The organism is Streptomyces sp. NPDC085946, from assembly GCF_044540485.1.
Taxonomy (GTDB): domain Bacteria; phylum Actinomycetota; class Actinomycetes; order Streptomycetales; family Streptomycetaceae; genus Streptomyces.
On sequence record NZ_JBITSF010000014.1, the window covers coordinates 71,499 to 83,834 of the forward strand.

The window sequence follows — 12,336 nt, forward strand, 5'->3', positions numbered from 1 at the left end:
GCGGGCCCCGGTCACATCCGGGTCCGGCGGTCACGCCCCGAAGGCGGCAGCCACGTTCTCTCTACGCCCCGTACAGATCCGACCACTACGCCTTCAACGGCCGCGACGGACGGCACCGCACGTCCGACCGCCGCGACTACCGGCCCGGCGCACCCGTACGGTCACAGCGCTAGGGAACAGAGGCCGCCGTCCTGGGTGGAGTGGTCAGCCGCAGGCCGACCTCCACGAGGGTCCAGCCGAGGCGGGTCCGGAGGTTCCGGAGGTCCCGGGGGCGCCTGGCCGCGGCGGCGAGACGGTGCGCGTCGGCTTCGGCACGGAGTCCGGCGGTGCGGACCTGGTGCAGGGCGAGGTGGGTGTCGGGGTGCATCGGGCTGTGTCCTCTCATTCCGTGGTGAGGGGGAAGGCGTGTGTCTGGATACGCACCGGGGCGGTGTCGGCGGCGTCCTCGTCGGTGGCCCGGTCGCGGTAGGTCTCGACGAGCGCGTGCATCTTCTCGACGAGTTCTCGGGTGAGTTCCGGCGTCAGCCGTAGCGTCGCGCTGCTCATGTCCCAGCTGTGCTGCCACTCTTCCGGCCATGCGTGGCGGTTGCCCAGCCAGGTCGACAGGTCCCGGGCCTGGGTGGTCGCGACCTCGTGGAGGTACATGTCGGCGGCCCCGCGTACGTCCGGGTTGGCGTCCGTGAGCAGGGCGTCGTCGAAGCGCAGGCCCTGGTGGGCCGCCTTCCACCACCGTTCCCGGCCCTTGCCCCGCTCGGGGGCGTCCTCGATGAAGCCGTGGGTGGCGAGCTGTCGCAGGTGGTAGCTGGTGGCACCGCTCGACTCGCCCAGCCTCTGGGCGAGTTGGGACGCGGTGGCCGGACCGCCGAAACGCAGGGCGTCCAGCAACTGCATCCGCAGGGGGTGCGCGAGCCCGCGCAGGGAGCGGGCGTCGAGACTGCGGACCTGCGGGTCCTGGGACTCGTTCATGCCCACGAAGTTAGTCATGCAAAGGACTTGTTGCAATAGGTTCTTTGCAACGAGTTCTTTGTAAGGGCTGCCCTGTGATCGATCCTCAGGTGTGCCGCGTATGCCGAACCGCCGGCGGTGGCTGTCCGTGCGGCCTGGAGGAGGCCGTGCAGGTGCGCTGTACGCGCGGGTCGGGAGGGATGGGTGATGACAGCGCGGGGATGGCGGATCTAGGATCCGCCCTGATCAAGGAGACGGGGGGCAGAGTGATGGGTGAGGACGCTACGGGGAACGCCCGCCGGGGTGTGAGGTGACGACGCCTCATCTCGTCTTGCGGGGCGGTGGCGTGGTGGCGCGGTTGGTTCACGACGGGGTGCTGCTGGAGCGGGCGGGCGAGGAGTTGGCCCTGCCGCTCACGGCGATCGAGCGGGTCACGGTGGACGGGCGGCGTGCCGCGATCGAACTGACCGCGCCGGACGGCACGGCGCCGCACGTCCACTGTGCCGAGGACGGGAGTGCGGTCGCGGTCGCCGCGTTCGCCGACGCGGTCAACCGGCTGCTGCCGAGGCGGGCGCCGGGCGAGCCCCGTGCCGACGGCTCCGCACTCGTCAGCATCCGCTCGCTTGCGGTCCAGGAACGGCGGATGACCGCGGGAGGCGCGGCCCTGATCGTCCTGCTCCTGACAGCCGGCGCCGTGGTGGTGGTCGTGGGTGTGGCCGGGGGAGCGCGCTACTCGGCGATGCTGGTGCCCGCGTTCATCGGCATCCTCATCGGCTGGCTGACTGCCTGCCTGCCCGGTCGGAGCCTGTACCGGACATGGTGGCTGCGAAAGCACGGCATCGCGGTGATCGCGCAGTTCTCGCACGACGTCGATGGGATGAGGGCGTACCGCTATACGGACACCAGCGGGGAGAGCCGCTTTCACACCACCACCAGTCACGATCGGCGGATCGAGGTCATGTACGACCCGGCAGATCCCTCCCGGGCCGTGGCCCGGGAGTCCCTCGCGATGCGCTGCATGACGGCCGTCCTGGCGCTTGTGGGGCTCGCTGCCCTCGGCGGCACTCTCTGGTACGCGTACACCGTGATCACTGACGCGTTCACCGGCTGACCCGAATGAGATGATCTCGCGATGGCCGGTGCGATCACGGCGCCGGAACCTTCCTGGGCAGGCCCGTTCACCGGGCTGAGCCCGCCGCAGTTCGGCAAGCTGCTCACGGCACTACGACGCGGGGGCACGGACCCGGTTCGCTGGGCAGAATCGTCCGCGTGGAAGCACACCAGTCACCGGAGAGAACCCCCGACGGGCACTTCGTCGTCATCAAGGGAAGGAAATGGCGGGCAACCGATCCGTCCATCCCCGAGGAGATCGCCGCTCGTCTCCGGCGTCACCTCATGTCGGCCCGTCGCGCGGTGCGCTCCGCGACGACCGCGGGCGACGCGCAGGCCGAGCGAGCAGCGCGCGCACGCGTGAACCAGGCGAAGACCGCACTGGGCGAACGGGGCACCCCCTGGTGGGACCAGCCTGAGGACGAGCGCCGACGACGCTGGGAAGAGGGGCTGGCACGCCTCGACGCGGAGGCGCGGAGCTGAGGCCGCAGGAGGACAACGGGCGACAGGGCGAAGGCGGCGCTCGACCTGCGTTGGTCGTGCATGACGTCATGCCCGGCGCATGCCGACGGCGGACGGAAGCGGCATTGCCGTTTCACCGGCCGTGCCGTGCCGTGCCGTGCCGGGCCGGGCATCGGGCAGGGCCGATGTCCTCGAGGTGCTCGCGCCGCTCCTCCGGCAGCGCGCCGGCCGGGGACGGAACCGGCAAGCCTTCGGCGCGCCGCTGCTCGGCGTCGGCTGCCCGGCGGGCGGCGGCCAGGCGAGTACGAGACAGACGGCCGAAGCAGGCATGAGACGGACAGCCGGCATGCTCGCGGGCGCCGGCCAGCCGCGTCGCGAGCGCCGGATCGGGGGTCAGGGGTTCCAGTAGACGCTGGTGAACGCACGGTCGAAGCGCCGCGCGGCGAGGTCCTCGCGCTGGATCACCCAGTGGACGGAGGCGCTCTCCCAGCCCTGCACGTCACGGCCGGCCTGCCAGTCGGCGAGGAGCGTCCAGTCCGAGACGTCGGCCGAGACCGGACCCTGCCACTGGCCCGCTTCCGTCGCCTTCACGACGAGGGACACGGCGTCGGCGACCGGATCGGTGAAGACGGACTCCTCCGAGGCGTATCCGCCGAGCTGCAGCGACCCCGCGAAGACGACGGCGTCCTCGGTGCTCCCCCAGAGCTTCACGAGGTCCTCGGCGTGGGGATGCCCGGGAAGCGTCCGGCTCCACGGCGCCTCGGTGAGACCGACCGCGTGGTGGCAGGGCAGCGACACGTCGGCCGTCGCCCGCAGCGGGCCCTGCGGGAACTCCGCGAACATCGTCTCGTAGTCCTCGATGTCGTGGGAGTTCCAGGCGTGCCTGTCCCGTTCCGCCACGGCCGTGCCGACGGGCACGTACACCACGCTGCCCATGGACTCGAAATGGTCGGGGGTCTCGGGGAAGGCGAACAGCAGCAGGTGGCCGTCGGGGGGCAGGGGCAGATCCGTCGCGCCCGGGGGAAGGGCGGCGAGGTCGACGGAGGCGACGAAGGGGTGGTCGGGGTCCGGGGTGCCGGCCGGAAGCAGCAGCGGACCGCCGAACCGGCCCACCACCGGACCGTCCCCGTTCGTGGTCAGCGTCGCGCACGGGCGGGCGGTGGCCAGCCATCGCTCGACGTCGTCATCGGGTATGCCGCGCGCGGTCGCCGCGTCGCGGAACGGACCGAAACGGTTCCACATCTCGGGAGTCATGGGCGGAACCGTAGTGGCAGGGACTGACACGCCGGCTCTCAGGTGTCCCACGGCAGGGAACCGGTGGTGGCGTTGCCGGTCCAGCGGTCACGGGCAGGGCCGGTCCGGGGCGATCGCGGCCGGCTGCTCCGCGGGTACGGCGGCCCGCTCCACGTACGCCTGATGATCTCGTTCTGTGCCCTCCACCGCAGCAGAGCCCGGTGGTCCTCCCACCACGCCGAAGACTCCGGCCGGTGGACCCGCGTGCGCGGGAACGCCGCGCCCGTTGACAGGGCCCCGGTCAGGGAGAAGCGGAGCAGGGCCGGCTCGGCCGCCGCGTCGGCGCCGTCGTCGTGCTCCCGGTCCTCGCTGTCCTCGCCGCCGGCAGCTTCTAGGATCTGCGCATGCCGACAAGACTTGTGCAGATCAACATGAAGGCCCAGGACGACTCCGTGCTCGGCCGGTTCTGGGCGGAGGCACTCGGTTGGGGTGTCGACAGCGAGGCACCCGGCGTGACCAACCTCGAACCCGTGGGCTTCGCCTACCCCGACCCCGTGGCCGTCTGCATCGACATCGTCGCCCGTCCGGAACCGAAAACGGTGAAGAACCGGGTGCACCTCGACCTGGCCACCACCTCGGCCGCCCATCAGGCGGAGTTGGTCGCGCGCCTGAAGGACCTCGGCGCGACGCTCGCCGACGTGGGCCAGGGCGACGTCCCCTGGACGGTCATGGCCGACCCGGAGGGCAACGAGTTCTGCGTCCTGGAGCCCCGCCCGGCCCACCGGGACACCGGGCCGATCGCCGCGGTGGTGGTCGACTGCGCCGACCCGCGAGCGATGGCCCGCTTCTGGGGCGAGGCGATGGACTGGACGCTGCACGAGGTCACCGACAACCGGGCGACCATGCGCTCCGCCCAGGGCGTCGGCCCCTACCTGGAGTTCCTCCGCACCCCCGACACCAAGACGGTGTGGAACCGCGTCCACCTCGACGTCTGCCCTTATCCCGGTGACGACCTGGCAGCGGAGGAAGCCCGGCTGCGTGCCCTGGGCGCCACCGACCCCGGTATCGACCAGTCCGAGATCCCCTGGACGGTTCTGGTCGACCCGGAAGGCAACGAGTTCTGCCTCCTCACCCCTCGCTGACCTCGAGCGACCGCTCCGGCCGTGTGCGGGTCAGCGGTGAGGACCGCGCAGCGTCAGCGAATGCCGCCGGAGACGGGAGGGCGTCCTCGGTGATCCGGCCGGCAGATCGGGATCCGCCGTTCCATGGCGGGGTGCGTCCGGGGCATCCGGATGCCGCTGAGGACGGCCTCCGGCTCGGCATCGGCCGGCATCGTGCCGAGCCTCGCCGAGATCCGTCGCCTGATCACCCGTCTCACCGGCCGACGGCCCGCGCCCGTCGACCACGCTCTGCACCGGTCGACCTGGCGCCGCAGACGACAACACCAGGCCCGCCCCAGTCACTACGAACGACGCGGACGCACCCCCTGAACTGGTCGGCAACCAGCACGAGCACCGGCGCGGTATCAAAAGACACGGCGCCAACGGGCCTTTTCCACCTGGCCGTCAGCGCCCCTGACCATGCTCGGCGAGGCGTTCGGGCCGCCGGAACCGACTGTGGGGCTGCTGGTCATGACCTCGCCGCCGGCCGGTGTGTTCAGCCGTCAGCAGGCCGTTGAGCAGACCTCGTGATCACCGGTCGCGACCGGAGGGCCATGGGCTGGTCGGCTGGAGCACGGCCTCGGACAAGGCCCGGGAACGCAGGCCGGTGATCTCCTGGTACTCGCGGTCGGCCACCATACGGCTGAACGCCGCGCGATCGGGATAGCGGACGAGCAGCACCGCGTCCCAGGCCTGCCCGTCCTCGGCGACCAGGGGAGTGCCGCCGTCGCCGGCGTAGAGCAATTCGCCTCCGTACCGCTTCAGGAAGGTGGCCGCCCGTCGCGAGTACTCCTCATAGGAGGCGCGGCCGTCGGGAGCGAAGCGCAGCAGATTGAGCATGACGACGGGGCCACCGGGATCCTCCGCCATCAACCGTGCGAGATCGGCTCCCTGAGGGTCGACGGCCATGGGCTCCTCCTTCTCGTCGGGGACGGCGCGCCGGTTCCGGTAGGGGCGAGGCGCCGGGAGAAGCCTAAGGGCGGCGCACCCCCTCTGCATACCGTCTGGTCGGTTCGCCTTTCGGGGTTTGCCCCGTGCCGGAATCGTCACGACCTGCCATACCGGCGGAGGGCCCGCGAGTGGTCCTGACGGTTCTGAGAAAGAGGAGCAGATGAGGCGCGTAGCAGACCTCCGTCACCGGCAAGTACCGGTGACGGAGGCACCGCACAGTGGTCACAAGGCCTTGGCCGGTCGACGGGGACGGGAGGCGAGCCTCTGGCTGTCAGCCCAGGGAGGTGATCAGGTCGTTGCACGCCTGCTCGCAGCGGCGGCACGCCTCGGCGCAGACGCGGCAGTGCCCGCGCCGGTCGGCGCGGCTCGCGCACTCGCCGCCGCAGACCTTGCAGACGGTGGCGCACGCCTGGAGGATCGCCCGGGTGACGCTGGCGCCGTAGCCGGTGTGGCGGGAGAGTGCTGCGGCGGTGGCGTTGCAGATGTCCGCACAGTACGTCTGCGCCGGTGCCGGCCGAGGGCGACGGCACGAGGTGTCCGTGGCCGACGGGTTCCACCCATCGGCCCGCGTCCTCGGCAGCACGGCCCGCGCGTGGCGGACAGCGGATTCCCGAGGGCAGCGCCCCGGCCGTGTTCCGCATCGGTCTCCGTCGGTTCCGGGGATCGAGCGCACCGCCGAGCACCTCCGGCACGGCGGTGACCTCGCGCACGGCCGCATTCTCGTCCGTCCCGGCCCGTCCGGTACGCGGCCGGAACGGAAGCGGGCAGTGCCGTGGGCGGCCGGGAGGCCGTACGGGCGGCAAGCCGGGACGGCACCCGCCCGACCGGCGCGGTCAGCGCGGTCCGTGGCGTCCGTGCGACCGGCCCTCGGTGGTGCGGCGGCTCCCGGTCAGCCCCGCGACCCCCAAGGCGGCCCAGCCCAGAGCGCTGACGGCGGCCACCGCACGGCGGAACCGGCCGGGAAGGGCGGCACTGAACAAGACGGCGTCACCCACATCGGAGGCGATGCGCACGGCGGTCACCGTGGCCAGGGCCTTGCCCTCGGGAGCGGCGAGCATCGCCAGGCCGGTGGCGGCGTCCCGCCACGCCATGGGACGTACCACCAGGGCACTGCGCGGATCGACACGACCGTGCGGATCGACCAGCCCGAGGGGACGGGCCAGCAGGCCCGGCCGGTACACGGCGGCGACCCCGTACGCGCACGTCGCCGCCCCAAGTGCTCTGAGCATTCCGATGCGCACGGCCGGCACCTCCGCAAGCCGATGACCCCAGGTGTCCCGTTCCACGGCCGAGTACCCGATCCGGCGCACGACTCCCGTCCCTGTCCACCGGCCGAGGCCCTGCGACCACTGCGCGGGCCTTCCCCCTTCAGAACCGTTCGCAGGCTCTCCTTCAAACGACTGTTCGGGCAGCGGACCGTGTCGCTCCCCGAAGGCCGCCAGTGCACCGGTACCCCTCTCAGCAGCACCCCGGCAGGCTCTTCCGCTGCCGGGACGGTTCGAGGAGGAGCGCCGTCCGCGCAGGATCGGCCTGCTCCCGTGTGCCGACGGGGACGGTCAGCGGCCGAGAGCCTTGGCGAGCTGGTCCTTGTTCATCGTGGACCGGCCCTCGATGCCCTTCTTCTTCGCTTCCTGGTAGAGCTGCTCCCGGGTGGGGCCCGAACCCCCGCTGCCGGACTTGCCCGACCTCTCCCCGCCGCGCTGCGACGGCGACTTGCCCTTCGTCGAGCTGCTGCTCGACGACTTCGCCTCGCCGGATCGGGCGCGCTGCTTGTTCACCGTACGGGCGGCCAGTTCCTTGGCCCGCCCTTCGGACGCGCCGCGATCCTCGGCGCTGTCCTTGATGTGCTCGTACTGGCGCTCCCGCTTGGAGCTGGACCCTGCGGGCATGATCGGTCTCCTTCCGGTGCCGGCGTGCTGATGCGTGCGGGAGGCGCGCCGGCTCGATGGGTGCAGGGAGAGTTTCCCTCCGTGACGGGGTGAAACGGCCGGCGCGGGGGAGTCGCCGGTGTGCTGGTGGCGGGGTCCGCGGCGCTGGACGACCGCGCGGGCACCCGGCACGACGCGGGCCGTCCGCCGAGAACCCGGCGCTGCTCCTGGCCGGCCGGTGGTCTTTCCTTCCTCGTGGATCGCCACTGCGGACAGGCGGGTACGTCTGGGCCCCGCCCGTGGGTCCCTGCCAGCCGGAAGAGGCCGCCTGTGAGTGACCGGATCGCGGATATCCGGAGCGCGCGTACCCCGCACGCGAGGGACACGCCCTGGCCCGTGCGCGTCGACACCCACCTGGACGCCCCGGTGGCCGAACAGGACAACAGGACGTGGACCGGTGGGCGCACAGTCGGCGTGCATGCCGTGCAGCAACGGATGCGGCTGCGACAGTGCGGTGAAGGACGGCCGCATGGCCGGGACCCAGACCGTGCTGTGGACGCGCGTCCTGGACCGGATCAGTCCCGGGCAGGCGGCGGCGTGTTCACGCGGTGCCGGGGCCAGTGGCTGATTCCACCCCCTCCTGCGTCCTTCGACGCGAGGGCTCGTGTCTGTTCTGCCGTGTGATCGTTGGATAGTCGGGTCACGGTCGGCCCAGGTCCATGGGGGAGGCGTGCGTGGAGGTCAGGGGTGTGCATCATGCCTACCGTCGGCGTGTGGTCCTGCGGGGTGTCGACCTGCGGCTTCGGGCCGGGATGCTGTGCGGGATCGTCGGGGAGAACGGCGCGGGAAAGTCCACGCTGCTGAAGATTCTGTCCGGCGAGTTGCGGCCCACCCGTGGCACGGTCCGTCACAGCGGCCGGTTCGGTTACTGCCCGCAGCACGTGGTCCTCAACGACGCGCTGACCGTCCGGCAGCACCTGACGTTCTTCCAGACGGCCTATCGCCTCGCGGACGTGCGGTACGCCGAGGAGGTCATGGACGTGCTGGGCTTCGCCGGGTACGCCGACGAGCGGGCCGGGGTGCTCAGCGGCGGCACGCGGCAGAAGCTGAACGTGACGCTGGCGCTCATGCACGATCCGCAGGTCCTTCTGCTGGACGAGCCGTACCAGGGCTTCGACTGGGACACCTACCAGCGGTTCTGGGACCTGGCCGCGCGGCTGCGGGACGCGGGACGTTCGGTTCTGGTCGTCTCTCACCTGGCGTACGACACCGAACGCCTGGACGAGCTGTGGCGCCTGGACAGCGGAATGCTCCGCCCGGACGAGGCGGAGGCCGCCGCGTGAGGTCTCACCTGACCCATTTCGCCGTCGCCACCCGGTTCACGCTCATCGAGCACGGCCGCAACCGGTTCGCGATGATCCTGGTGATCGTGTTCGTCCCGGTGTGGACGACCCTGGCGTTCGTGGCGATGCCCGACACCCCGGCCCGGATGCGGCTTCGCGCCACCGGGGAGGCGCTGGCCCCGCACGGCAACGAACTGACCGCGATCAGCGGTGCGCTCAACGCCGTCACCCTGATCACCGGTTTCATGATGTTCGCCGCCACGTTCTCCGGCAGCGGCTTCGACCGCCGGCTGGCGATGGCCGGCTACCCCCGCGCCCACCTCGTCCTGGCCAAGGTCACGGCCCTGGCTCTGGTCTCGGCGGCGGTCGCCGCCTACGCCACCGCCATCACCTGCCTGGCCTGGACACCCCGCCAGCCTCTCCTGCTCGCCGCCGCGCTGTTCTGCGCCGGACTCACCTATGGCGCGCTCGGTGTCGGCTTCGGCTCCCTGCTGCGCCGGGAAGTCGAGGGGATGTTCGCCATCGTGATGACCAGCATCATCGACCTCGCACTGCAGAACCCCATCACCAGCTCCGGAGCCGACAACCCGGTCATGCGCTACCTGCCCTCCTACGGGGCCATGCAGGCCAGCACGGCGGCCGGCTTCTCCACCAGCCCGGTCCCCGGGCATCTGGCGATCCAGCTGACCTGGTTCGCAGGCGCCGCCCTGGTCGCCCTGCTGGGATTCCGCCGCAGCACCCGCAGCTCACTGCCGTCGACCGTCCCCGTCCCGCCGCCCGGGCCGGGAAGCGGCAGAACCAACCTTCCCGCACCGCGCCGAACCACCACGCCATCGGCCACGGCGCCCGACACGGAAGCACACTGAGGTCCTGGTCCCCCGACATGAGTGCCACCACGAAGCCCACTACGGCAGACCTCGACGCCGCCCTGCCGGCACGGCAGGGGCGACCTGCCGCCCGCAGGCTCACCGGCGACGACCCGTCCCTGCGGGCGGCATACCGGCTGTGCCGCCGCATCACACGACAGCACGACCCCGCGATCCACGCCCTCATCCGGCTCATGCCCGCCCTGCTGCGCCCGGCCTGCTGGGCGTTGTGGGCGGCAGCGAGCGTGCTGGACGACCTCGCCGACCAGCGAGACGCGGAACCGGCCGAACGCGAGGCCCGCGTCCAAGCGTGGACCCAGGCCCTGCAACGCGACCTGGCGGCCGGCACCAGCACGGATCCGGTCCGGCACGCCCTGGTGGACACCGCCCTGCGATGGCGGCTGGACCTGGCCGGCCTGCAAGGCGCCATGACCAGCACACGCGACGACACCCGCGGCCGGCGCTTCGCCGACTGGGCCGAGTGGCGGGCCTGGTGCAACGAGGGAATCACGCCCTGGGTCGACCAGGTACGGCACCTGTTCGAACAGGCCGGAGCACCGATGACGCTCCGCATGGACCGGCAAAGGGACTACGAGCAGTTCATCGACGGCGCCCAGCTCACCGACATCCTCACCGACCTGGGCGCCGACCTCGCCCAAGGCCACCTGCTCCTGCCGCGGGAGGCTCTGAACTCCTTCCCCGGAGCCGAGGACGACCTGCGGCAGCAGCGCTGGAGCCCGGCCACAGCGGCTTTGATCGCTGAGGTCACAGACCTGGCCCGCCGATGGGTGACCAGGCCCGCGATGACCACAGGCATGCACCCGGGCGCCGCCACCGTGTTCCACACGGCGGCCGCCCTGCTGCGTGCCCAGCTCGACGCCGTCGACGCAGCCGGCCCCGCCCTGCTCAAGCGCGCCCCGCGCCCGTCCGTCGCTGCCCGCGTCCGCATCCTTGCCCCCGCCCGCCTCCGCTCAGCGCTGGCCTGGAGCCTGACGCCCCTGACCGTGCCCGGACCCCGACGACCCGCGGTGAGCGCGAACGGTCCGAGTCCAGCAGCCGACGACTCCCCACTCCGGCCCCCGCCACCGCACCCCGACGGCGCCCGGCCCCCGCAGATCGCCGCCGACCGGATGCCCTCCCACGTGGCGATCATCATGGACGGCAACGGCCGCTGGGCCGAGCAGCGCGGCCTGCCCCGCCCGGAAGGCCACCGCGCCGGCACCACTGCCGCGCACGAGATGATCTACGGCGCCCTGGAGATAGGCCTGCGCCACCTGACCCTCTACGCGTTCTCCACCGAGAACTGGAAACGCGGCACCGAGGAAATCACGGCGATCCTGGAAGCGATCCGGCACGACCTCGACGAGGGCTCCCTCCGTGACCTCGACGTACGCCAGCGCTGGTTGGGCAACCCCGACAAACTGCCCGAGGAACTCGTCCAAGCTCTCCGGCGCGAGGAGCGCCGCACCCGCACCCGCACCGGACTGACTCTCACCGTGTGCATCAACTACGGCGGCCGCGACGAGATCACCCGGACCGCCGCGGCCCTCGCCCAGGCAGCCCAAGCAGGGGAAGTGGTCCCCCGACTCATGAGTGAGGACGACTTCGCCCGTTATCTGCCCCACCCCGACATGCCGGACGTCGACCTGTTGTGGCGCACGGGCAACGAACAGCGCACCTCGAACTTCCTTCCTTGGCACGCCACCTACGCCGAGCTGTACTTCACCCCCGGCTACTGGCCCGACGTCGACCGGCGTGACCTGTGGCAAGCCATCACCGAATACGGCCGACGCCAACGCCGCCACGGCGCTGCCCCCCTCACCTCCCCGCGGCGACCACCGACCCCTCCGATCTGACATCAGGGGGTGCCGAGGCCGACCCCGCGCGGCCCCGACCATGGCCGACCGGGCAGGCGACACGGTGTTCACGCGGTGCCGCGGCCAGGAGGGACCGCACGTCCATCGCCTGCAGCAGGCCGACACGAAGCACGCGGCAGGTCCGGTCCTCCCGCGCCGTCCGCACTCGACGACGTGGCGGGGGTGGTCCTGGCCCGCGAGCAGGACCGCCGGGAACCGGAGGTGCTGGAGACGTCCGTCGCTGGGGACCTCCTCGTCCGGGCGAGGAAGCGTGGGAGCAGGCCGAGCCCGCCGTGCCCGCGTCGCTCGATCCGCCCGCTGAGGCGGACGAGCACCCGGCGGCGCGGGCCGCGTCGTTGGACGGGACCTACCGCGAGGCGGCCGGGCGGGTGCCGGCGAACTCCCGGATCGTGTTCGACGACAACGGCCGCCTGGTTTCGCCGCCCTGGAACCGGAGCCCGAACCCGCCTCCCCACGTGCCCTGCGGGAGTTACAGAGCTTCCTTCGGGAGGTCGGCTTGGGTGACCTCCTACCCGGTCAGC

General features: G+C 71.8%; 13 protein-coding genes and 2 pseudogenes. 8 read left to right on the plus strand and 7 right to left on the minus strand.

Annotated features, from left to right (window positions below; genetic code table 11):
* Positions 1–169: 169 nt before the first annotated feature.
* A complete protein-coding gene (locus tag ACIF8T_RS25820; protein WP_400038468.1) occupies positions 170–367 on the minus strand; it encodes a hypothetical protein in 198 nt (65 codons plus the stop codon).
* A gap of 14 nt (positions 368–381) precedes the next feature.
* The gene (locus ACIF8T_RS25825) at positions 382–966 is read right to left on the minus strand and encodes an ArsR/SmtB family transcription factor (protein ID WP_400038469.1); all 585 of its coding nucleotides are present in this window, start codon (positions 964–966) and stop codon (positions 382–384) included.
* A gap of 328 nt (positions 967–1,294) precedes the next feature.
* Here ACIF8T_RS25825 and ACIF8T_RS25830 point away from each other — a divergent pair, with 328 nt between their 5' ends.
* From ACIF8T_RS25830 to ACIF8T_RS25840, 3 genes and pseudogenes are all read left to right on the plus strand, one after another.
* Positions 1,295–2,056: a hypothetical protein gene (locus tag ACIF8T_RS25830; RefSeq protein ID WP_400038470.1), complete on the plus strand. Its 762-nt coding sequence runs from the start codon at positions 1,295–1,297 to the stop codon at positions 2,054–2,056.
* A gap of 21 nt (positions 2,057–2,077) precedes the next feature.
* A pseudogene (locus ACIF8T_RS25835) lies at positions 2,078–2,197 on the plus strand (IS5/IS1182 family transposase); the annotation flags it as partial.
* 17 nt (positions 2,198–2,214) lie between these two features.
* Positions 2,215–2,538 carry a hypothetical protein gene (locus ACIF8T_RS25840; protein ID WP_400038471.1) on the plus strand — a complete coding sequence of 108 codons (324 nt, stop codon included), beginning with the start codon at positions 2,215–2,217 and terminating at the stop codon, positions 2,536–2,538.
* 372 nt (positions 2,539–2,910) lie between these two features.
* On the opposite strand, the gene ACIF8T_RS25845 is transcribed toward ACIF8T_RS25840, so the two are convergent.
* The gene (locus ACIF8T_RS25845; RefSeq protein ID WP_400038472.1) at positions 2,911–3,771 is read right to left on the minus strand and encodes a DUF1963 domain-containing protein; all 861 of its coding nucleotides are present in this window, start codon (positions 3,769–3,771) and stop codon (positions 2,911–2,913) included.
* 383 nt (positions 3,772–4,154) lie between these two features.
* Here ACIF8T_RS25845 and ACIF8T_RS25850 point away from each other — a divergent pair, with 383 nt between their 5' ends.
* Positions 4,155–4,892: a VOC family protein gene (locus ACIF8T_RS25850; RefSeq protein WP_400038473.1), complete on the plus strand. Its 738-nt coding sequence runs from the start codon at positions 4,155–4,157 to the stop codon at positions 4,890–4,892.
* Positions 4,893–5,441: 549 nt separating this feature from the next.
* Here ACIF8T_RS25850 and ACIF8T_RS25855 read toward each other — a convergent pair.
* The 4 genes from ACIF8T_RS25855 to ACIF8T_RS25870 form a co-directional block, all read right to left on the minus strand.
* On the minus strand, positions 5,442–5,819 hold the full coding sequence (locus ACIF8T_RS25855; protein WP_400038474.1) for a DUF1330 domain-containing protein: 378 nt from the start codon (positions 5,817–5,819) through the stop codon (positions 5,442–5,444).
* A gap of 313 nt (positions 5,820–6,132) precedes the next feature.
* Complete coding sequence (locus tag ACIF8T_RS25860; RefSeq protein ID WP_400038581.1) at positions 6,133–6,525, minus strand: four-helix bundle copper-binding protein; 393 nt, start codon at positions 6,523–6,525, stop codon at positions 6,133–6,135.
* 169 nt (positions 6,526–6,694) lie between these two features.
* On the minus strand, positions 6,695–7,090 hold the full coding sequence (locus ACIF8T_RS25865) for a hypothetical protein (RefSeq protein WP_400038582.1): 396 nt from the start codon (positions 7,088–7,090) through the stop codon (positions 6,695–6,697).
* Between the two features lie 327 nt (positions 7,091–7,417).
* Complete coding sequence (locus tag ACIF8T_RS25870; protein WP_400038475.1) at positions 7,418–7,750, minus strand: plasmid stabilization protein; 333 nt, start codon at positions 7,748–7,750, stop codon at positions 7,418–7,420.
* A gap of 713 nt (positions 7,751–8,463) precedes the next feature.
* Between ACIF8T_RS25870 and ACIF8T_RS25875 the strand changes: the two genes are divergently transcribed.
* The 4 genes and pseudogenes from ACIF8T_RS25875 to ACIF8T_RS25890 form a co-directional block, all read left to right on the plus strand.
* On the plus strand, positions 8,464–9,072 hold the full coding sequence (locus ACIF8T_RS25875; RefSeq protein WP_400038476.1) for an ABC transporter ATP-binding protein: 609 nt from the start codon (positions 8,464–8,466) through the stop codon (positions 9,070–9,072).
* The gene (locus ACIF8T_RS25880) at positions 9,069–9,938 is read left to right on the plus strand and encodes an ABC transporter permease (protein ID WP_400038477.1); all 870 of its coding nucleotides are present in this window, start codon (positions 9,069–9,071) and stop codon (positions 9,936–9,938) included. The genes ACIF8T_RS25875 and ACIF8T_RS25880 overlap by 4 nt, the downstream gene beginning before the upstream one ends.
* Before the next feature lie 17 nt (positions 9,939–9,955).
* Positions 9,956–11,794 carry a polyprenyl diphosphate synthase gene (uppS, locus tag ACIF8T_RS25885; protein WP_400038478.1) on the plus strand — a complete coding sequence of 613 codons (1,839 nt, stop codon included), beginning with the start codon at positions 9,956–9,958 and terminating at the stop codon, positions 11,792–11,794.
* A gap of 239 nt (positions 11,795–12,033) precedes the next feature.
* A pseudogene (locus ACIF8T_RS25890) lies at positions 12,034–12,326 on the plus strand (hypothetical protein); the annotation flags it as partial.
* Positions 12,327–12,336: the final 10 nt, after the last annotated feature.